We start from the raw sequence: 19,663 nt of genomic DNA, 5'->3' as shown, positions 1-19,663 counted from the left end.
GTCGTAGGGCCTGATCACTTGAGGTCCGCCGTCACAGTTCCGGAAGGATCCGTTCGAAGAACTCGCGGTCGCCGTCGAAGACCGGGTCCAGGGTCAGGAACTCCTCCGGTGTGACCCAGCGGGTCTCGGCGACCTCGCCGGGGTCGGGGACGACCTCCCCCGTGTCCGCGCGGGCGGTCCACCAGTGGAGACGGAAGAGGCGGTCGTCGGTCTCCGACTCCCATACCTTCGCCAGCGGGACGACGGTGAGGCCGACCTCCTCGCGGACCTCCCGGACGACCGCCTGCTCCTGGGTCTCGCCCGGTTCGAGCTTGCCGCTCAGCGGCTGCCAGTAGCCGGGACGGGCGACCCGCGGGCCGCGCCGGATCGCGAGGACGCGGTCCCCGCGCCGCAGTACGGCGACGATCGCCTGGCGCTGTTCCACGTACGGCCCCCAGGACCTAGGACTGGGGGCGGCCGGTGGCCACGGCGTAGAAGGCGACGGCCGCCGCCGCGCCCACGTTGAGGGAGTCGACGCCGTGGGACATGGGGATGCGCACCCACTCGTCGGCGGCGACCAGGGCCTGGGTGGACAGGCCGTCGCCCTCGGCACCGAGCATGAGGGCGACGCGGTCCATGGTGTGCGGGGCGGCCTCGTCGAGGGGCCGGGCCTTCTCGTCGGGGGTGAGGGCGAGCAGCGTGAAGCCGGCCTCGCGGACCGACTCCAGGCCCTTGGGCCAGGTGTCCAGACGAGCGTACGGCACGGAGAAGACCGCGCCCATGGAGACCTTCACGCTGCGGCGGTACAGGGGGTCGGCGCAGTCCGGGGAGAGCAGGACCGCGTCCATGCCCAGGGCCGCGGCGGAGCGGAAGATCGCGCCGATGTTGGTGTGGTCGTTGACCGACTCCATGATCACCACACGGCGGGCGGTCTGGAGGAGGTCGGCGGCCGTGGGCAGGGGCTTGCGCTGCATGGAGGCGAGCGCGCCGCGGTGCACGTGGTAGCCGGTGACCTGCTCGGCGAGCTCCGGGCTGACCGCGTAGACCGGGGCGGGGAGTTCGTCGATGACGTCGCGCATGACGTCGACCCACTTGGCCGAGAGCAGCATGGACCGCATCTCGTAGCCCGCTTCCTTGGCCCTGCGGATGACCTTCTCGCCCTCCGCGATGAACAGGCCCTCGGCGGGTTCGCGCTTACGGCGCAGCTCCACGTCGGTCAGGCCGGTGTAGTCGCGCAGGCGCGGGTCGTCGGGATCCTCGACGGTGATGAGATCGGCCACAGGGTGATACTGCCTTGTCCTGGGTGCGGTGCCAACGGCTTGGGACGGTTGTGTTACCCCGGGTTACTCACGGGGCGCGGCGGCCGTGGGGCCGACCTTCACGACCTCGCCGATGACGATGACCGCCGGGGGCTTCACGTCCTCGGCGCGGACCGTCTCCGCGACCGTCGCGAGGGTCGCGTCGACTCGGCGCTGAGCCGCCGTCGTCCCTTCCTGGACGAGGGCGACGGGGGTGTCGGCCGGCTTTCCGTGCGCGACGAGCGTCTCCGCGATCTTTCCGATCTTGTCGACGCCCATGAGGATCACCAGCGTGCCGGTCAGCCGGGCCAGGGACGGCCAGTCGACCAGGGAGCGCTCGTCGTCCGGCGCGACATGGCCGCTGACCACGGTGAACTCGTGGGCGACGCCGCGGTGGGTGACCGGGATACCGGCCGCGCTCGGGACCGAGATCGAGCTGGAGATCCCGGGGACGACCGTGCAGGTGATGCCGGCCTCGGCGAGCGCCTGGAGTTCCTCCATGCCGCGGCCGAAGACGTACGGGTCGCCGCCCTTCAGGCGGACCACCGACTTGCCCTGCTTCGCGTGCTCGATCAGCGCGTTGTTGATGGCCTCCTGGGCCATGAAGCGACCGTAAGGGATCTTCGCCGCGTCGATCACCTCGACGTGGGGCGGGAGTTCGGCGAGGAGGTCGCGCGGGCCGAGGCGATCCGCGATGACGACGTCCGCCTCGGCCAGGAGGCGGCGGCCGCGCACGGTGATCAGGTCCGGGTCGCCGGGGCCGCCGCCGACCAGGGCGACTCCGGGTGTGCGGGTGCGGTGGTGCGGGGCGACGAGGGTGCCGTCGCGCAGGCCCTCGACGACCGCGTCGCGGATGGCGGCGGTGTGGCGGGGGTCGCGGCCGCGGGCGTCCGTGGTCAGCACGGCGACCGTGACGCCCTCGCTGTGGCCGGTGGCCGGGGTCCAGGCCGTCGCCTCGTCGGCGTCGTCGGAGCGGACGCACCAGACGCGGCGGCGTTCCGCCTCGGCGGAGGCCCTCGCGTTCGCTTCCGTGTCGCCGGTGGCGATCAGGGCGTACCAGGCGTCCGCGAGGTCGCCCTCCTCGTAGGGGCGCCGGTGCCAGGTGATTTCGCCGGCGTCCGCCATGGCTTCGACGGAGGGGGTGACCTCGGGGGAGACGAGGAGGATGTCCGCGCCCGCGGCGATGAGCGCCGGGAGGCGACGCTGGGCGACCTGGCCGCCGCCGAGGACGACCACGCGGCGGCCGGTGAGGCGGAGGCCTACGGGGTAGGCGGGGTGTTCGGCCATGGGGTGCGGCTCCTGTTGCGGCGGGTTCGATGCCCTGACGTGCGGATTTTAAGGTGCGAGTCGTTGTGGGGGCACACGTGTCCGGTGGCTGGGCGTCCTTGCCGGACGCGGACCACCGGAGCCACAGGTGCCTTACTTCTCGGTCACTCCCGCCGAATCGAATGTCGCCACCTCGTGCATCGCCCTGGCCGTGCTCTGGACCAGGGGGAGGGCCAGGAGGGCGCCCGTGCCCTCGCCGAGGCGGAGGTCGAGGTCGACCAGGGGGCGCAGGCCGAGCTTGTTCAGGGCGGCCACATGGCCGGGCTCGGCACTGCGGTGCCCGGCGATGCAGGCCGCCAGGACCTCCGGGGCGATGGCGCGCGCCACCAGGGCGGCGGCGCCCGCGCTGACGCCGTCCAGGATCACCGGCGTGCGCAGCGACGCGCCGCCGAGGAGCAGGCCGACGATGGCGGCGTGTTCGAAGCCGCCGATCGCGGCGAGCACGCCGATCGGGTCGGCCGGGTCCGGCTGGTGGAGTTCGAGGGCACGGCGGACGACCTCGGTCTTGCGGGCGAGGGTCTCGTCGTTGATCCCGGTGCCCCGGCCCGTCACCTCGGCCGGGTCCACCCCCGTGAAGACGGAGATCAGGGCGGCGGACGCGGTCGTGTTCGCGATGCCCATCTCACCGGTGAGGAGTGCCTTGTTGCCGGCGGCGACCAGATCACGGGCCGTGTCGATGCCCACCTCGATGGCCTGCTTGGCCTCCTCGCGGGTCATCGCGGGGCCGGTGGTCATGTCGGACGTGCCGGCCCGGACCTTGCGGGGCAGCAGGCCCGGCGTGGCCGGGAGATCGGCGGCGACGCCCACATCGATGATGCAGACCTCGGCGCCCACCTGGGTGGCGAAGGCGTTGCAGACGGCTCCGCCGCCGAGGAAGTTGGCCACCATCTGGGCCGTGACCTCCTGCGGCCAGGGGGTGACCCCCTGCGCGTGCACGCCGTGGTCACCGGCGAAGATCGCGACGGCGGCGGGCTCCGGGATGGGCGGCGGGCACTGGCGGGACAGGCCGGACAGCTGCGCGGAGATGATCTCCAGCATGCCCAGCGCACCGGCCGGCTTGGTCATACGCTTCTGGCGCTCCCACGCCTCGCCGAGCGCCTTGGCGTCGAGCGGGCGGATCTGCGCGACGGTCTCGGCGAGCAGGTCGTGCGGTTCCTCTCCGGGCAGTGCGCGTCGGCCGTACGTCTCCTCGTGTACCACCCAGGACAGCGGGCGGCGCTTGGACCAGCCCGCCTGCAGCAGCTCGGGCTCGTCCGGGAACTCGTCGACGTAACCGACGCACAGATAGGCGATGACCTCGAGGTGCTCGGGCAGGCCGAGGGCGCGGACCATCTCGCGCTCGTCGAAGAAGCTGACCCAGCCGACGCCGAGGCCTTCGGCGCGGGCGGCGAGCCAGAGGTTCTCCACGGCCAGGGCGGCCGAGTACGGGGCCATCTGGGGCTGGGTGTGGCGGCCGAGGGTGTGGCGGCCGCCGCGGGTCGGGTCGGCGGTGACGACGATGTTCACCGGCGTGTCGAGGATGGCCTCGATCTTCAGTTCCTTGAACTGCTTGGCCCGGCCCTTGGGGAGGGACTTCGCGTAGGCGTCGCGCTGGCGCATGGCCAGTTCGTGCATCGCGCGCCGAGTGTCGGCGGAGCGGATGACGACGAAGTCCCACGGCTGCGAGTGGCCTACGGAGGGCGCGTGGTGGGCGGCCTCCAGGACACGGAGCAGCACCTCGTGCGGGATGGGGTCGCTGCGGAAGCCGTTGCGGATGTCGCGGCGTTCGCGCATGACCTTCAGCACGGCCTCGCGCTCGGCGGGGTCGTAGCCGGGGGCGGCGGGACCGGTGGACTGCCGTGCTTCTCCCACTGCGGCCGCACTCTCTGCTTCGTGGCGTTCCTGGTCCGCCAGGTCTTCTTGTTCGGCGCCCCGGGTGTCCAGGTCGTCGGCGTTCTGTGCGAGTTCGGCTTCGCCTTCGCGGGGTGCGGGGACGATGACCACGGGTTCCGCCTCGGGCTGGGCCGGCTGGGGGACGGCGGCCTGGGACTGCTGCGGGCCCTGGACATGCTGTCCGGCCTGCTCGTCCGGGGCCGGGCCGGGGAGTACGACGGTAACGTCCTCGGCGGATGCCGAGGGGGTCTGCGGGGGCTGGGGTGGGGTTTGGGGGGACGGGGAGGGCTGGGGGGCTGAGGAGGTTTCCGCTGCCGTGGGGGCCGGGGTGGCTTCGGCGGGCTCGGGCGCGGCGACTGCCGGCTCGGGCGCGGCGGGCGTCGGCTCGGGCGCAGTGGCCGTCGGCTCGGGCGCAGTGGCCGTCGGCTCGGGCGCGGCGGCTACCGGCTCCGGTGCCGTCGCCGCCGCCTCGGCGGTGGGGTCGGGCGCGGGCGTTTCGGGGGACTGATCCGGTACCGCCGCCGCTGCCTCGGCGGTCGCGGCGGGGACCGCCTGGGCAGGCGCGGGGGCCTCTGCTCCGGAGTCCGGGGTGGCCGTCTCGGTGGGCTGAGGAGGCGCCGTTGCGGCAGGGGGCTGGGTCGGTTCGGTGGTGTCCGGTGCGGCGGCGGGTGCGTCCGGAGTGGGCGCGTCTGCGGGCGCGGGGGCCTCGGCAGCCGGAGCTCCGGCTGCCGGGGCGGGCGCTTCAGTCGCCGGGGCGGGCGCTTCGGTCGCCGGGGCGGGCGCTTCGGCCGCCGGGGCGGATACTTCGGCCGCCGGGGCGGGCGCTTCGGTCGCCGGGGCGGATACTTCGGCCGCCGGGGCGGGCGCTTCGGCCGCCGGGGCGGATGCATCGGGGGCCGGGGCAGGCGCCTCGGGGGCGGCGGCTGCGGTCTGCGGTGCCGTCATCTCGGGTTCCTGCGCGGCTGCCTCGCCGTCAGTCGCCTGGGGAGCTTGGGGGGCAGCTTGCGGCGCGATCGGCTCAGCAGCTTGCGCGGCGGCCTCGTCACCGCCGGCCTCCGGCTCCGGCGCGGCGGCCTCGGGGGCGCCCACCGCGTCCGGCGCCTGGGCAGCGACGGTCTCCCCCGCGTCCGCCTCGGGCGGCGTGACGACAGCAGGCTCGGGTGTGGCAGCGGCCTCCGGGGCCGGGACCACCTCGGGCGCCGGTGCGGCCTCCGGAACAGGGGCGGACGCCGGGGCCTGCTCAACACCGTCGGCGGGTGCGTCGGCGGCACCCGGCCCGGGTACGCCGGGAGCACCCTCGGCGAGCGCCGGTTCGCCGTCCTGGCCGGAACCGTCCACGACCGGCCCCGGCGCCTCCTGCGGAACCGGCCGCGAAGCGGCGTCGGCCACGGCGGCCTCCTGGCCGGCGTCGGGTGCGACGCCCGCGCCGGCGGGGTCGCCCGCCACGCCCGCGCCCTGCCCAGGTTCGCCCTGCTCCGGCTCCGCGGCGACCACCGGCTCACCCACCGGACCGTCGCCCGCACCAGTCGGCTCGGCCTCAACCGCCGCGCCCTGCATGGGCTCGGCCACCGGCTCACCATCCGGGCCACCGCTCACACCAGCCGGCTCACCAGCGCCCCCGGGCTCAGCCGCGGCCACCTGTTCCCCGGAGGCACTGGTGCCAGGCTGCTCCGGCTCTCCGGCAGCCACCGGCGCACCGGCGGCCTCGCCCGGCGCCGTCGCACCCTGCGCGGGCTGCTCGGCGTAGGCACCCTGCTGCACAGGCTGTTCCGCGTAAGCACCCTGCGCCGACCCGGTCGGGGCCGCCGCTGCCGCAGGCGCCGGCTCCGGGGCGACGCGGGTGGCGACGGCCTGGGCCGTGCCCGCCTGCTCCGCTGCCGGAACAACCGTTTCCGCAGGCGCCGCCCCGGCGCTCACCGGGGCCTGGGCCGGAACCTGCGCGCCCCAGGGCGCGGCAGCCGGCGCGGGCGCCTCAGGGGCGCGCGGGGCGTCGAGGTACTCGGGGCCGGGCGCCGCGCCCGCGGGCTGTCGTGCCGGCGCTTCCGCCGGGCCGCGGTCGGCGAGCGAGCGGACCGGGCTGGCGGAGCTGTCGGGCAGGGGCGGGCCGAGGTGCAGCGGCCGGCGCGGGGTGATGGGCGGGATCGGCGGCGGGTCGGGCAGGCGGACGCCACCGAGGTCGACCGAGCCGCTGTCGCGGCCGGAGATCTCGTGCGGGCCCGGCTGGTGCACCGCCTCGACGACCGGCTCCGGCGCGGGCGGGGCGACCTCGTTGCCCCAGGCGCCGTGCGAGCCCGGCAGCAGCAGGTCTTCGTCCTCGGCGGTGTTTTCGGAGAGGTAGGCGTACGCACCGTGCGCGGAGGCGCCCGGCTGTTCCACCATGCCTGCGTTCTCCGGCAGTCCCTCGCCCGGGACCTGGCCGGTGTCGGTCATGCGTACCCCTCGCCCATCGGTTAGTGCTCCTACGACCAGCTCACCCGGAACGGCGCACCGACCGCCCCACAGTGAAGAACGAGCGTGCGTCCCCAGCGGCACGAACGGCCCGCCCTGAAAAGGCGACAAAGCCACTCACTGGCATTGTTGCGGCCGAAGCACCGTCACGGCACCTCGATCCGCGACGGTTCCGCTGTGGACTGCGCCACGTTGCGCGTCCTCCGGTTCTGCCGTACCACACACCCCCCAAAACGGGCGGGTTTTCCGGACATTGGCCGACGAACTGCCGGACGTCCGCGTGCGGTGCAGCGATCGGCCAGCCTACCGCGCGCAGTACGACAACCCGATCACGGGGACGGCGGCGGGGTCAGCCGCTGCGGCGGGGCAGCACCCCGCTGAGCAGGAACGCGACGCTCCGTTCCTTCTCCGTCCAGGCCCGGGTGTCGAGTTCGACGGACTGGAGGAGGGCGCACTCGACGCCGTAGCCGTGCTCCGTCAGGTCCCGGCCGATGAGTTCGGCGGCGTCCCGGGTGGCGGCGTGCGTGACGATGCGCTGCGGGCGGCGGTCGGCGACGGCCGAGACGACGGCCGCTCCCCCGCCGCCGACGCGGACGACGTCGGGTTCGGGGAGGTTCTCCAGGACGTGCGGGGCGGTGCCGTGCACGATCTGGAGCTGGACGCCGAGGCGGCGGGCGGCCGCGTCGGTGCGGGCGCAGGCCGCCCGGTCGCTGTCGACGGCGAGGACGGCTGCGCCGGCGCGCGCGGCCTCGACCGCGAAGGCGCCGCTGCCGCAGCCGATGTCCCACACGAGGTCGCCGACACGCGGTCCGAGACGGGCGAGTTGGGAGGCGCGCAGCAGCTGGGTCTCGCCCTCGCCGAGGTCACCGCCGTACGCCTCGGCGGGCAGGGACCAGCCGCGCGGTCCGGCGGACGGGTCGCGGCCGGCGATCCAGCCGCCGCTCTCCCCCGTGGTGCCGGGTCCGGCCGGGCCTCCGAGGACGATGACGACGTTGGGGTCGCGCCAGGTGAAGTCGGCGGCCTTCTCGGAGGTGACGACGCTGACCCGCTCGTGCGCGGTGCCGAGTTCCTCGCAGATGACGAAGGAGCGGTGGACTCCTTCGAGGAGCAGGCCGAGTTCGGCGGGTCCGGCGCCGGGTGAGGTGAGAACCGCCACCTTGGTGTGGGCTCGGCACACGTTCACCGCACGGCGCAGGGTGCGTCGGTGTGCGACGACCACCTGTGCGTCGTCCCAGGGCATGCCGGCGCGGGCGAAGGCGGCGGCGACCGAGGAGACGGCGGGGACGACCTCCACTTCGAGGCCGAACTCGGGGGCGCGCAGGGTGCGTACGACGCCGAAGAAGCCGGGGTCGCCGTCGGCGAGCACGACGGCCGTGCCGCGGTGGGCGGCGATGCGGCGGGCGGCGAGTGCGACGCTGCCGAGGCGGATCCGCTCGGCGCCGGCGGGCACCTCGGGGAGCGCCAGGTGGTGGGCGGCGCCCGCAACGAGCGTGGCGGCACCGAGGGCGGCGCGTGCCGCGGCGGTCAGCGGCGAACCGTCCCAGCCGATCACCGTGACCCGGTCGGCCATCGTCGTCAGTCTCCAGAGGTTTGCGCAGGTCGTCTGTGTCAGGTCGGCTGTGCCGTGTGATGAGCTGCCCGCGGGCGGGCTCCGTGAGAGTACCCGGTGAAGCCGGTGGAGGGGGCGGCGGTGCCGTCGCGCGCGGTGTCCGTTCCGGTCGGTTCCGGTCGGTTTCCGGTCGCCGGCGTCAGTTCCAGTCGCCGAAGGACGTGAAACCGCCGGGCAGCTGGTCGCCCACGCCGTCGAGGTCCTCGGGGAGCAGGCTCCAGACGATCAGGTCGGTGCGTACCTCGGTCCACGCGCCGTCGTCCCTGCGTGCCCGGGCTATCCAGGCGCCGCGCAGCACTCCCTCGCTGATGCAGCCGATCTTCTGGGCCACCTGCTGGGAGGCGGTGTTGTCGGCCGGGGTGCGCAGTTCCAGGCGCTCGAACTTCTGGTCGTTGAAGAGCCACTGCGCGGTGATGAGCGCCGCCTCGCAGGCGTAGCCCTCGCCGCGGGCCCAAGGGGCGATGACGTAGGAGATCTCGCTGGAGCGGATCCGCCAGTCGGTGTTCCGCAGGTGAACGATGCCGACGAGGCGCTGGGTGAGGAACTCGGTGACGGCGAAGACGATGCCGCGGCCCTCGGCCCGTTCGGCGGGGGCCTGTTCGGTGATCCAGGAGCGCGCGTGGGCCTCGGTGTAGGGGTGCGGGACGGTGGTCCAGGCGGTGACGAGCTCGTCGTTCATCATGTCGGCGAACGAGGGGATGTCCGGCTCCTCGAAGGGGCGCAGGACCAACCGCTCCGTGCTGATGGAGACGTTGGGAAAGGTGCTCGTCATGCGCCGCTCCGTAACCTTCGGTGAACCTTCAGGGCCTGCTGAACTGCCCAGCATGCAGCATGAAAGCACTGATCCGCACCACGGGGCCCTCCCCCACCGGGTGAGGGAGGACCCCGTGCGGGGCGGGTGCCGGGCGTGGGCTCAGAAGGAGGCGAGCACGGAGCCGTCGGCGTACTTGTCCTCGATGAACTTCTTCACCTCGGGCGAGGTGAGGAGCTTCGCGAGCTTCTTCACCCGCGGGTCGTCCTCCTGGCCCTTCTTCACGGCGAGGAAGTTGCCGTACGGGTTGTTCTTGGGGGACTCCAGGACGAGGGCGTCCTTCGACGGCTTGAGGTCGGACTCGATGGCGTAGTTGCCGTTGACGACGGCGGCGTCCACGTCGTCGAGGGAGCGCGGCGTCTGGGCCGCCTCCAGCTCCTTGAACTTGAGGTTCTTGGGGTTCTTGGTGATGTCGGACGGGGTCGCCTCGTTGCCGACGCCGTCCTTGAGGGTGATGAGCTTGTGGGCGGCGAGGAGCTTGAGCGCGCGGGCCTCGTTGACCGTGTCGTTGGGGACGGCGACGGTCGCACCGCTCTTCAGGTCGCCGGCCTTCTCGGCCTTGTGGGAGTAGAGGCCGAGGGGCTCCAGGTGGACCGTGACGACGGGCACGATGTCGGTGCCGTTCTTCTTGTTGTAGTCGTCGAGGTACGGCTTGTTCTGGAAGTAGTTGGCGTCGACGGAGCCGTCCTGCGTCGCGGGGTTCTGCGACGTGTAGTCCGTGAACTCCTTGACCTCCAGGTCGAGGCCCTCCTTCTTCGCCAGGTTGTCCTTGACGAAGTTGAGGATCTCGCCGTGCGGGACAGGGCTCGCGGCGACGACCAGCGGGCCGGAGGTGTCGGAGGCGTCCTTGCCCGCGCCGCAGGCGCTGAGCCCGAGGGTGAGGGCTCCGGCGGCGAGGACGGCGGTGGTGATCTTGGCGGTGTTACGCACGAAAAGTGCCTTTCCTTATGACCTTGCGGGTGGTGCGACCCCGTTGTGGGTGTACGGGGGGTCAGGAGGCGGCTTTGAGCAGCCGCAGTTTGGGGGCGGGGCCCGAGTGGGCGCCGCGGCGGTGCAGGGAGCGGGCCGCGTAGTCGCCGGCGAACTGGATGACCGAGATGACGACGGCGAGGATCGCGACGGTGATCCACATCAGCTGGGTCTCGAAGCGCTGGTAGCCGTAGCGGATGGCGATGTCTCCGAGGCCCCCGGCGCCGACCGTGCCCGCCATGGCCGAGTAGCCGATGAGGGCGACGACCGTGGTCGTGGTGCTGGAGATCAGCGACGGCAGGGACTCGGGGACGAGGACCTTGCGGACGACGGTCCAGGTGTTGCCGCCCATGGCCTGCACGGCCTCGACGAGTCCGTGGTCCACTTCGCGGACGGCCGTCTCGACCAGGCGCGCGAAGAACGGGATGGCACCGACCGCGAGCGGCACGATCGCGGCCTCGCGGCCGATGGTCGTGCCGGTGATCCAGCGGGTGAAGGTCATCAGCGCGACCATCAGGATGATGAAGGGCAGCGAGCGAGCGATGTTCACGATCTGCCCGATGACCTTGTTGGCGACGACGTTCTGGAGCAGTCCGCCGCGGTCGGTCAGAACCAGCAGGATCCCGAGCGGCAGTCCGCCGACGACGGCGATGAGCGTGGACCAGCCGACCATGTAGAGCGTGTCCCAACACGCTTGCTCCAGCAGAGGCTGCATCTCGGACCAGGTCACTTGACACCCTCCTTCACCAGTACGGACTCGCGGCCCGGGACGTCGACCTGGAGACCCTTTTCGCGCAGGAAGCCGATCGGCACGACGTTGTCCTCGAAGCGGCCGGGCAGTTCGATGCGCATCCGGCCGACCTGGAGACCGCCGACGGTGTCGATGGCGGCGCCGAGGATCGATATGTCGATGTTGTAGGTCCGGGCGAGCTGCGAGATGACCGGCTGGGTCGCGCTCTCGCCCTGGAAGGTGACGTCGACGACGGTGCGGTCCTCGCCGGAGGCGTCGCCGTCGAGCGGGAACAGCGCGGCGGCGAGTTCGGAGCCGGGGGTGGCGAGCAGTTCGCTGACGGTGCCCGACTCGACGATCCGCCCGTTCTCCATGAGCGCGGCCGAGTCGCAGACCGACTTCACGACGTCCATCTCGTGCGTGATGAGCAGGACGGTCAGGCCGAGCTGCCGGTTCAGGTCGCGCAGCAGCGCCAGGATCGAACGGGTGGTCTCCGGGTCGAGGGCGCTGGTGGCCTCGTCGGACAGCAGCACCTTCGGGTCGCCGGCCAGGGCGCGGGCGATGCCGACGCGCTGCTTCTGGCCACCGGAGAGCTGCGCCGGGTAGGCCTTCGCCTTGCCGGCGAGGCCGACCAGGTCGAGCAGTTCCAGCGCCTTGCGGGAGCGTTCCTGCCCGGACTTCCCGAGGATCTCCAGCGGCAGTTCGACGTTGTCCTGGACGGTCCGGGAGGACAGCAGGTTGAAGTGCTGGAAGACCATGCCGATCCGGCTGCGTGCCTGCCGCAGTTCCCTTCCGGCGCGCGGGCCGCGGCCGGCCAGGGCGGTGAGGTCCTGCCCGGCGACCGCCACGGTGCCGGAGGTGGGCCGTTCCAGGAGGTTGACGCAGCGGATGAGCGAGGACTTGCCGGCGCCGGACTGGCCGATGACGCCGTACACCTCGCCTTCGCGGACGTGCAGGTCGACGCCGTCCAGGGCGGTGACCTCGCGGCCGCGCGAACGGTAGACCTTGGTCAGGTCCGTTGTGGTGATCACGTGGGTTTCCGTCACTGTCGAGTGCGCGGGCGTGGGTGTGCCCGGGCACAGAGGCATTCGTTCAGGGACGCGACACGGTTCTCGCTGAGGCGGGGAACCGGGGGAGAACATGTGCGCGGGCGGCTTGGTGTCACGCACTGCTCAGGGCGTGCGGACATGCCGCGGTCTCGCTTCGGGGCGCGAGCTCAGGGGGTGGTGCGGGGGCCCTCTAGAAGGCGCACATTCGACACATACAACGAGCACCGGGCGTCATGGTCGCCTCGGTCGCGGGGATGCGGTCGCTCGTCGTGGTCATGCCGTCAGTAAAACATGCGTACGGTCCTGACCGGCCGCCGCTGTCCGGATGCTGGACAGCGGTGGACAGGTGCCGGGATCCGCCGTCTTCCGTCAGCCGCGCAGGGAGATCTCGACACCCTGCTCGGTGACCAGTGCGGACAGGGCCGACAGGTTCTCGACCACCAGGTCGGCCTGGAGCTCGTGGGCCTGGTGGGTTGTGGTCAACGCCACGGTGGTCATGCCGGCGGCGCGGCCGGCCGTCAGGCCCGCGGGGGCGTCCTCGAAGACGACACACCGGGCGGGGTCGACGCCGAGGGTGCGGGCGGCGAGCAGATAGGGCTCGGGGTCGGGCTTGCCGTGGGTGACGTCGTCGGCGGCGACGAGCGTCTTGGGCAGGATGCCGACGGCGTCGAGCCGGGCCTCGGCCAGCCGCCGGGTGGCGGAGGTGACGACGGCCCAGCGCTCGGCGGGCAGGGCGTCGAGGAAGGAGCGGGTCCCCGGCAGCAGGTGCACTCCGCCGTTCGGCACGTCCTCCACCTCGAGGTCCTCGATCCGCGCGACGGCCTGCGGCACCACGTCGGCGGGCAGGAGGTCGGCGGCTATCTCGGCGGCCGGCCGGCCGTGCAGCTCGACCCGGGCGAACTCCTCGGCCGTGATCCCGTACTCCGTGGCCCACCGTGTCCAGCAGCGGTCCACCGAGGCGAGGGAGGAGACCAGGGTTCCGTCGTTGTCGAACAGCAGGGCATGCGCGTGGATCTTCATGCCCTCGACCCTACGGTGCAGGCCAGGGCCGCAGGCACAGGGCCTTTTCGGCCGTAATAAGGTCACAGCATGCTTGATGCCCTGACGCTGGTGACCGGCGTCGCCGCGCTGCTGCTCGCCGCCTGGTGCGGCTGGGCCGCCTACCGTGACCAGCCGACGAAGGACTGGCACTTCATCGGGATGGCCGTGGTCACCCTGCTGACGCTGGTCCAGCTGGTGGTGGGGATCGTGCTGCTGGCGCAGGGCGAGAAGCCGGAGCAGGGCACGACGATCTTCGTGGCGTATCTGCTCGGGGCGTTCGCCTGTGTCCCGGCGGCGGGGTTCATGTCGCTGGCGGAGCGCACCCGGTGGGGTTCGGTGACGGTGGCCGCCGGCGGTGTGGTGCTGGCTGTGCTGGAGGTGCGGCTCTATGACATCTGGGGAGGCTGAGGTGAGCCGGCGGCGGCTGACCAGCGGGCCCGGCACGCTGCTGGTGTGGCTGTACGGCGTGATGGTGGTGGGCGCGGTGTCGCGGTCCGCGTTTCAGATCGCGACGGAGTTCGACCGGGCGCCGCTGGCGTACTCGCTGTCGGCGGTGGCCGGTGTGGTGTACGGGTTCATCACGTACTCGCTGGTGCGGGGTGGGGAGACGGCCCGGCGGGTTGCGCTTGTGTGTTGTGTCGCGGAGTTGGTGGGCGTGCTGACGGTGGGGACGTGGACGCTGGTCGAGCCGTCGGCGTTTCCGGACGCGACCGTGTGGTCGGACTTCGGGATGGGTTATGTGTTCATCCCGGTTCTGTTGCCGGTATCGGCGATCTACTGGCTGCGGAAGTCGCGTGCGCGGCAGGAGGATGCCGCCTGAGGTGATCAGGCGGCCGCGGGCCATGTGTGGTTGCTCGCGCCCACGCGGCGGAGCCGCAAATCGATACAGCCCTGCGCCCCTAAAAGCAAGCCATCAAGCCGTCGCCGCGTAAGTGCTGGCCGGCTTCTCCAGGACGATCATGGGTACGCCGTCAGCGCCCTGGGACGTGCCCACCGTTTCGTAGCCCACCTTGCGGTAGAGGCGGAGGTTGCCCTCGCTGCGGTGGCCGGTGTGGAGGCGGAAGCGGGTGGCGCCGTGCTGGTCGGCGAGGGCCGCCTCGGCCGCTCGGAGCAGGCGGGCGCCGATGCCGTGCCCCTGGAGGCGGGGGTGGACGCAGAGCTTACCGATCGCGGCGGCGCCGTCCTCGGTGACCGAGCCGCGCACCGAGCCGACGACCTCGTCGCCGAGCCGGGCCACGAAGACGCAGTCGCGGGTGACCTCCTCGCGGACCGAGTCGAGGGTTTGGACGAGCGGGTCGATGCGGTAGTTGCCGTACAGCGCCGCCTCCGACTGGAAACACAGGTACTGCAGCCTGAAGATCTGCTCCGCGTCCTGCTCGGCCGCCGCAGAGATGGTCACGCTCATGCCCATGTGCGCACGCCTCCCGCTCATCTGATCACCTGTCGTTCCTCACTCCTATCCCCGTCCTCAGCGGGCCGCAACCTCCGGCGTGAGTAATCTCCGCAGACATCCCAGGCATCTGGAACGTTCCGGGCCAAGACTCCCCTGTGAGATACCCAACTCCCCTGCGATTTCCCGGTATGTCAGGTCTTCGGGAGAGAGCAGGGCCTCCATCAGGCGGGGGCAGCGGCCCGGGAGACGGCGCACGGCCGCGCGCAGGGCACGGCCGCGGGCCGCGGCGAGGGCGAGCTGTTCGGGTCCGCCGTCGCCGTCGTCGACCGGTTCGATGGCGTACGGCCGTTCGAGGCGGCTGGTACGGCGGGTGCGGCGCGCTTCGGAGCGGACGGCTCGGCGGAGCCACTCCTGCGGGTCGCGCGGCGGGCCCTCGGCGTCGAGGCGCTCCAGCAGACGGAGCCAGACCGCCTGCTCCAGATCGCCCGCGTCGACTCCGGCGGCATATGCCTCCGCGGAGGCCTCGGCGGTGAGCAGCGGGCGCAGGGCGGAGACCAGGTCGGGCGTCATATGCGGAGCGACGCGACCGCCCGGGCCATGGGTTGCCCAGGCGGCCGAAGCTCACCCGACCGAGGGGGGAGAACTCAGAGGTTGACGCTCAGTCGCCGACGAAGTCCTCGCGGGCCAGTACGCCCGTGTCGGGCTGGTCGGTGAAGACGCCGTCGATGCCGGTCGCGAAGTACGCCTTGTACGCGCCGAAGACGTCACCGTAGGCGTCCGCGTCCGTGCCCTTGCGGAAGTTCGCGGGCAGGAAGGGGTTCTCGTTGCGCAGCGTCCAGGGGTGCAGGATCAGACCCACCTTGTGGGCGTCCCGGACGAGTGCTGTGGGCTGGGCGAGGTTGCCCTTGGCGTCGCGCGGGATGACCAGGTCCAGGGTCGGGCCGATGCCCTGCGCGTAGGAGGCGATCTCCCGCAGGCCGGCCGGCTTGACCAGGTCGGCGACGGTGCGCGGGTCACCCGTCTCGACGAAGTCCCAGGGACGGCTGTCCGCCGAGGACAGCAGGACGACCAGGGGGTTGTCGACGAGCTTGTTGAGGCGCTCGATGCTGGTCGGCTCGAAGGACTGGACGATGACCGGGGAGGTGCGCCGGTCCTTGCGGTGCTTGCGCAGCAGCTTGGCGACCCGCTCCTCCAGGGGCAGGCCCTGCTTGCGGAAGTAGGTGGGGTGCTTGAGCTCGGGGTAGATCCACACCTGCTTGCCGCGTGCGCGGGTCTGCTCGTCCTGCCACTTCAGGACCTCTTCGAAGGTGGGGATCTCCCAGCGGCCGTTGTAGAGGGTGTTGTGCGGGCGGTTGGCCGGGATGCGCTCGATCGCCCGCAGGGTCTTCAGCTCGGCGAGCGTGAAGTCCTCGGTGAACCAGCCGGTGGTGGACACGCCGTCGAGGAGCTTGGTCTTCTTGCGGTCGGCGAACTCCGGGTGGTCGGCGACGTCCGTGGTGCCGCCGATCTCCGGCTCGTGACGGCAGACGAGGTGACCGTCCTTGGTCGGCACCAGGTCGCCCGCCTCGACGATGTCGGCGCCCAGGTCGAGGGCCAGCTGGTACGAGCCGAAGGTGTGCTCCGGGCGGTAGCCACTGGCCCCTCGGTGGCCGACGATCGTCGGCTTGGGCAGGCTCTTCAGCCCGCCGTTCCCGCCCTGTCCGCCGCCGGTCCGAGCGCCGTCGGCTCTCGCCGTGCCGGTCACGCCGAGGATCGCTCCCCCGGCGCCGAGGACCGCCGCGCCGAGCAGGGCCCGCCGTCCGGTCCCGCTCGCTTCCTCGTTCGGCCTCTGCGTTCCCATGAGCGCCCTCCCTGCCGTGAACTCGTCCGTGCCGGCCGATCGTACGGGCGCGTACATGACGAGTGGGAGACGCCGGGCGGAACACGCGGGTGACGAAGGATGTCGTAGTGGCTGGTGGGGGCGCGAACTGACGGCTCGTCGGCCGCACGCGGGCGGCACGTCGGGTTCGGCGCGTCCCGGCGATTCGGTACGGCGGTTCTGGGAACGCGTCCGATACGCCCGCGGAGCGACGTCCGTCACACGGGACGGCCGGGTCACGCACGGTCCACGGCGCGTCACCGCAGGTAAACACGCGTCAACAGGACGTAAGGCCTCGGTTAAGTCGCCGTGCCCGATGTGCGCGCTGCCCCGCGCCGCGAGTATCGTCCTCACCTGCACAGACTCATACAGAATCCTTGACACCGGAGGGTCCGTTGTCCCGCTTCGCGCTCATCAAGGCAGTGCTCGGCCCGATCATGCGCCTGATGTTCCGCCCTCAGGTGGAAGGTGCGGAGCACATTCCCGGCGACGGTCCGGTCATCCTGGCCGGCAACCACCTGACGTTCATCGACTCGATGATCCTGCCGCTGGTCTGCGACCGTCAGGTCTTCTTCATCGGCAAGGACGAGTACGTGACCGGGAAGGGCTTCAAGGGCCGGCTGATGGCCTGGTTCTTCACCGGCGTCGGCATGATCCCCGTGGACCGCGACGGCGGCCGGGGCGGGGTCGCCGCGCTGATGACCGGGCGCCGGGTGCTGGAGGAGGGCAAGGTCTTCGGCATCTACCCGGAGGGCACGCGCTCGCCCGACGGCCGGCTGTACCGGGGGCGTACCGGGATCGCCCGGCTCACGCTGATGACCGGGGCGCCGGTGGTGCCCTTCGCGATGATCGGTACGGACAGGCTTCAGCCGGGCGGGGCAGGGCTGCCGCGGCCGGGGAAGGTCACGGTCCGGTTCGGTGAGGCGATGGAGTTCTCCCGCTACGAGGGGATGGATCGTGACCGGTACGTGCTCCGTGCTGTGACCGACTCGGTGATGAGCGAGGTCATGCGGTTGTCCGGGCAGGAGTACGTGGACATGTACGCGAGCAAGGCCAAAGAGGCCGCGTAGCGCCGTTCGGCTTCTCAGGTACGGCCCCGCAGGCCTCACAGGTACAGCCCCGCGCCCCTCAAGGCCGGCTGTCGAGCCGTTGGCCGCGCAGCATGAACCATGCCGCCACGGCCGCGGCGAGCAGCACCGCCGCGCCTGCCCCCGCCGCCAGCGCCAGGCCGTCCACGAAGGATGTGCGGGCCGCGTCCAGCATCACGGCGGAGGTGTGGGCGGGCATGCTCCCGGCCGCCTCGACGGCGCCCCCCAGTGACTCGTGGGCCGCGGCCGGGGTGCCCGCCGGGCCGGTGAAGTCGCTGTAGACGCCGGTCACGATCGAGCCGAGCACGGCGATGCCGAGGGCCGCGCCGAGTTCGTACGCCGTCTCGGACACGGCGGACGCCGAACCCGCCTGCTCCTTGGGCACGCTGGAGAGGATCACGTCGGCGGTCACGGTGAACGAGAAACCGGCTCCGACACCGACCACCAGCAGCGCGACCCCGAGCAGCGGGTAGCCGGTGGACTGGTCGATCACCGTGAGCGCGGCCAGGGCCAGACCGATGGCCGCGAGCCCCCCGGAGACGACGGCCCGCACCGAGAAGCGCCGGGCCGCACGCCCCGCGAGCAGACCGGCCACCACGGCGCCGATCGCGGCGGGCAGCTCTGCCAGGCCCGCCTCGAACGGGCGCCTGCCCTGGACGAGTTGCAGGTACTGGGAGAGGAAGAACACCAGCCCGGACAGGCCCAGGATGGTCAGCAGGTCGGCCAGCACCGCACCGCTGAAGCCGCGGTTGCGGAACAGCCGCATGTCCAGCAGCGGGGCCGGAAGCGTGAGCTGGCGGCGTACGAAGCCGTAGAGGGCGGCCGCGCCCAGCAGACCCGCGGCCAGGGTGCCCCACGCGAAGCCGTGTGCGGCGGCCTCCTTGACCGCGTACACCACACCGACCATGCCGACCAGCGACAGCACGACACTGACCAGGTCCCAGGGGCCGGGGTTCGCCGTGCGCGACTCGGGCAGCAGCTTGATGCCGACGAGGACCAGGACGACCATCACGGGCAGGTTGATCAGGAAGACCGAGCCCCACCAGAAGTGCTCCAGCAGGAACCCGCCGACGATCGGCCCGACGGCCGTACCGGCGGAGGCGGTGGCGCCCCAGATGCCGACGGCGAGACTGCGTTCGCGCGGGTCGTGGAAGAGGTTGCGGATCAGGGCGAGCGTGGCCGGCATCAGGGTCGCGCCGGCGACGCCGAGCAGCGCCCGCGCCACGATCATCATCTCGGGTGTCGTGGCGTAGGCGTTGAGCACGGATATCGCGCCGAACGCCGTGGCCCCGACCAGCAGGATCCGCTTGCGGCCGATACGGTCGCCGAGGCTGCCCATGGAGACGAGCAGACCGGCGATGACGAACGAGTACACGTCGCCGATCCACAGCAGCTGCGTGCCGGAGGGCTCCAGGTCCTCGCTGATGTAGGGGGTCGCGAGACCGAGGACGGTCGCGTCGACGGCCACCAGCAGCACGGCGAGGACGAGTACGCCGAGCGCGAGCCAGCGGCCCGGGCGCTTCACCGCCTCGGCGGACTCGGCCGGCTGCAGGGTGCTGGTCATGATTCCTCTCTCCGGAGTGCGCCGCCGAGCAGCAACTCGACGATCATGTGCTGGAAGTCCTTGGGGGCGCCCTTGCCGCTCTGCACCATCCAGGCGCCGGAGGCCAGCAGGCCGTAGAGCGCCTCGGTGAGCCAGGCCGGCGTGAGGTCGATGCGGAACTCGCCGCTGAGCTGGCCGCGCCGGAACAGGGCGGAGATCCGGTCGTCGATCAGGGTCCAGCCGGGGTTCTGCTCCTCGCCCTCGAAGAGCTGGTTCTCGGTGTAGAGGAACCCGAGCAGTCCGGCGGCGGGCTCGATGGCCCCGACCAGCCGGCGCACGGCCTCGCTCGCCGTGCCCTCGTCGAGGCGGGCGGCGTCCAGCGCGGCCTCGCATTCGGCGATGCCCAGCGACTCCAGCGCGCGGACCAGGGCGTCCCGCCCGGCGAAGTGGCGGTGCAGCGTGGCGCGGCTGATCCCGGCGGCCTTGGCGACCTCGTCCATGGTCGCGGTGGCTTTGTGGGTCAGCAGGGCCGCGGCGGTGCGCAGCACGTGGTCAGGATCGACAGCCATGAGACAACCGTACCCCATATGAGACATCAATGTCTCATGTTGGGCATGCGTGACTCATGGCTGTCGGGTCGGCAGTGCGG

The 19,663-nt window shown here is 72.1% G+C and carries 18 protein-coding genes; 3 read left to right on the top strand and 15 right to left on the bottom strand.

Features of this window, described 5'->3' with window-relative positions:
* Window positions 1-31: 31 nt before the first annotated feature.
* The 10 genes from ABZ192_RS19050 to ABZ192_RS19005 form a co-directional block, all read right to left on the bottom strand.
* Window positions 32-424 (bottom strand): NUDIX domain-containing protein, encoded by a 393-nt coding sequence (locus ABZ192_RS19050; protein ID WP_356925619.1) that lies wholly within the window; start codon window positions 422-424, stop codon window positions 32-34.
* 16 nt (window positions 425-440) lie between these two features.
* Entirely contained in the window at window positions 441-1,259 is an 819-nt protein-coding gene (locus tag ABZ192_RS19045) for an RNA methyltransferase (RefSeq protein WP_307174128.1), read from the bottom strand.
* Window positions 1,260-1,322: 63 nt separating this feature from the next.
* Window positions 1,323-2,564 (bottom strand): uroporphyrinogen-III C-methyltransferase, encoded by a 1,242-nt coding sequence (gene cobA, locus ABZ192_RS19040; protein ID WP_356925618.1) that lies wholly within the window; start codon window positions 2,562-2,564, stop codon window positions 1,323-1,325.
* 132 nt (window positions 2,565-2,696) lie between these two features.
* Entirely contained in the window at window positions 2,697-6,905 is a 4,209-nt protein-coding gene (cobT, locus tag ABZ192_RS19035) for a nicotinate-nucleotide--dimethylbenzimidazole phosphoribosyltransferase (RefSeq protein WP_356925617.1), read from the bottom strand.
* A gap of 367 nt (window positions 6,906-7,272) precedes the next feature.
* Window positions 7,273-8,493 carry a precorrin-6y C5,15-methyltransferase (decarboxylating) subunit CbiE gene (gene cbiE, locus ABZ192_RS19030; RefSeq protein WP_356925616.1) on the bottom strand — a complete coding sequence of 407 codons (1,221 nt, stop codon included), beginning with the start codon at window positions 8,491-8,493 and terminating at the stop codon, window positions 7,273-7,275.
* A gap of 178 nt (window positions 8,494-8,671) precedes the next feature.
* Window positions 8,672-9,304, bottom strand: a complete 633-nt coding sequence (locus tag ABZ192_RS19025) for a GNAT family N-acetyltransferase (RefSeq protein ID WP_356925615.1) — start codon at window positions 9,302-9,304, stop codon at window positions 8,672-8,674.
* Window positions 9,305-9,445: 141 nt separating this feature from the next.
* Complete coding sequence (locus ABZ192_RS19020; RefSeq protein WP_356925614.1) at window positions 9,446-10,273, bottom strand: MetQ/NlpA family ABC transporter substrate-binding protein; 828 nt, start codon at window positions 10,271-10,273, stop codon at window positions 9,446-9,448.
* A gap of 61 nt (window positions 10,274-10,334) precedes the next feature.
* Window positions 10,335-11,042: a methionine ABC transporter permease gene (locus tag ABZ192_RS19015; protein ID WP_356925613.1), complete on the bottom strand. Its 708-nt coding sequence runs from the start codon at window positions 11,040-11,042 to the stop codon at window positions 10,335-10,337.
* On the bottom strand, window positions 11,039-12,073 hold the full coding sequence (locus ABZ192_RS19010; protein WP_356925612.1) for an ATP-binding cassette domain-containing protein: 1,035 nt from the start codon (window positions 12,071-12,073) through the stop codon (window positions 11,039-11,041). Before ABZ192_RS19010 ends, ABZ192_RS19015 begins: the two co-directional genes overlap by 4 nt.
* Before the next feature lie 387 nt (window positions 12,074-12,460).
* Window positions 12,461-13,111 carry an HAD family hydrolase gene (locus ABZ192_RS19005; protein WP_356925611.1) on the bottom strand — a complete coding sequence of 217 codons (651 nt, stop codon included), beginning with the start codon at window positions 13,109-13,111 and terminating at the stop codon, window positions 12,461-12,463.
* A 69-nt stretch (window positions 13,112-13,180) separates the two neighbouring features.
* Between ABZ192_RS19005 and ABZ192_RS19000 the strand changes: the two genes are divergently transcribed.
* Both ABZ192_RS19000 and ABZ192_RS18995 read left to right on the top strand, forming a co-directional pair.
* On the top strand, window positions 13,181-13,540 hold the full coding sequence (locus ABZ192_RS19000; protein WP_356925610.1) for a hypothetical protein: 360 nt from the start codon (window positions 13,181-13,183) through the stop codon (window positions 13,538-13,540).
* Complete coding sequence (locus ABZ192_RS18995; RefSeq protein ID WP_356925609.1) at window positions 13,521-13,952, top strand: hypothetical protein; 432 nt, start codon at window positions 13,521-13,523, stop codon at window positions 13,950-13,952. The genes ABZ192_RS19000 and ABZ192_RS18995 overlap by 20 nt, the downstream gene beginning before the upstream one ends.
* A 93-nt stretch (window positions 13,953-14,045) precedes the next feature.
* Here ABZ192_RS18995 and ABZ192_RS18990 read toward each other — a convergent pair whose 3' ends face one another.
* From ABZ192_RS18990 to ABZ192_RS18980, 3 genes are all read right to left on the bottom strand, one after another.
* Entirely contained in the window at window positions 14,046-14,543 is a 498-nt protein-coding gene (locus tag ABZ192_RS18990) for a GNAT family N-acetyltransferase (RefSeq protein ID WP_356925649.1), read from the bottom strand.
* A 57-nt stretch (window positions 14,544-14,600) separates the two neighbouring features.
* Complete coding sequence (locus ABZ192_RS18985) at window positions 14,601-15,095, bottom strand: sigma-70 family RNA polymerase sigma factor (RefSeq protein WP_356925608.1); 495 nt, start codon at window positions 15,093-15,095, stop codon at window positions 14,601-14,603.
* Window positions 15,096-15,183: 88 nt separating this feature from the next.
* Entirely contained in the window at window positions 15,184-16,365 is a 1,182-nt protein-coding gene (locus tag ABZ192_RS18980) for a glycerophosphodiester phosphodiesterase (protein ID WP_356925607.1), read from the bottom strand.
* A gap of 413 nt (window positions 16,366-16,778) precedes the next feature.
* On the opposite strand from ABZ192_RS18980, the gene ABZ192_RS18975 reads away from it, so the two are divergent.
* Window positions 16,779-17,453: a lysophospholipid acyltransferase family protein gene (locus ABZ192_RS18975; protein WP_020269491.1), complete on the top strand. Its 675-nt coding sequence runs from the start codon at window positions 16,779-16,781 to the stop codon at window positions 17,451-17,453.
* 58 nt (window positions 17,454-17,511) lie between these two features.
* Here ABZ192_RS18975 and ABZ192_RS18970 read toward each other — a convergent pair whose 3' ends face one another.
* The gene (locus ABZ192_RS18970; RefSeq protein WP_356925606.1) at window positions 17,512-19,035 is read right to left on the bottom strand and encodes an MFS transporter; all 1,524 of its coding nucleotides are present in this window, start codon (window positions 19,033-19,035) and stop codon (window positions 17,512-17,514) included.
* The gene (locus ABZ192_RS18965; protein ID WP_356925605.1) at window positions 19,032-19,583 is read right to left on the bottom strand and encodes a helix-turn-helix domain-containing protein; all 552 of its coding nucleotides are present in this window, start codon (window positions 19,581-19,583) and stop codon (window positions 19,032-19,034) included. Before ABZ192_RS18965 ends, ABZ192_RS18970 begins: the two co-directional genes overlap by 4 nt.
* Window positions 19,584-19,663 lie beyond the last annotated feature (80 nt).

It is taken from the genome of Streptomyces sp. NPDC006235 (assembly GCF_040613735.1).
In the GTDB taxonomy this organism is placed as follows: domain Bacteria; phylum Actinomycetota; class Actinomycetes; order Streptomycetales; family Streptomycetaceae; genus Streptomyces.
Note: the sequence above shows the minus strand (reverse complement) of the source record. Positions and strands in the feature narration are given on the sequence as shown.

Coding starts and splice junctions, on each gene's coding strand:
- ABZ192_RS18980 (WP_356925607.1), bottom strand. CDS start 16,365: ATGGGAACGCAGAGGCCGAACGAGGAAGCGAGCGGGACCGGACGGCGG.
- ABZ192_RS18995 (WP_356925609.1), top strand. CDS start 13,521: ATGACATCTGGGGAGGCTGAGGTGAGCCGGCGGCGGCTGACCAGCGGG.
- cbiE (WP_356925616.1), bottom strand. CDS start 8,493: ATGGCCGACCGGGTCACGGTGATCGGCTGGGACGGTTCGCCGCTGACC.
- ABZ192_RS19025 (WP_356925615.1), bottom strand. CDS start 9,304: ATGACGAGCACCTTTCCCAACGTCTCCATCAGCACGGAGCGGTTGGTC.
- ABZ192_RS19005 (WP_356925611.1), bottom strand. CDS start 13,111: ATGAAGATCCACGCGCATGCCCTGCTGTTCGACAACGACGGAACCCTG.
- ABZ192_RS19000 (WP_356925610.1), top strand. CDS start 13,181: ATGCTTGATGCCCTGACGCTGGTGACCGGCGTCGCCGCGCTGCTGCTC.
- cobA (WP_356925618.1), bottom strand. CDS start 2,564: ATGGCCGAACACCCCGCCTACCCCGTAGGCCTCCGCCTCACCGGCCGC.
- ABZ192_RS18985 (WP_356925608.1), bottom strand. CDS start 15,095: ATGACGCCCGACCTGGTCTCCGCCCTGCGCCCGCTGCTCACCGCCGAG.
- cobT (WP_356925617.1), bottom strand. CDS start 6,905: ATGACCGACACCGGCCAGGTCCCGGGCGAGGGACTGCCGGAGAACGCA.
- ABZ192_RS18965 (WP_356925605.1), bottom strand. CDS start 19,583: ATGGCTGTCGATCCTGACCACGTGCTGCGCACCGCCGCGGCCCTGCTG.
- ABZ192_RS18970 (WP_356925606.1), bottom strand. CDS start 19,035: ATGACCAGCACCCTGCAGCCGGCCGAGTCCGCCGAGGCGGTGAAGCGC.
- ABZ192_RS18990 (WP_356925649.1), bottom strand. CDS start 14,543: ATGGGCATGAGCGTGACCATCTCTGCGGCGGCCGAGCAGGACGCGGAG.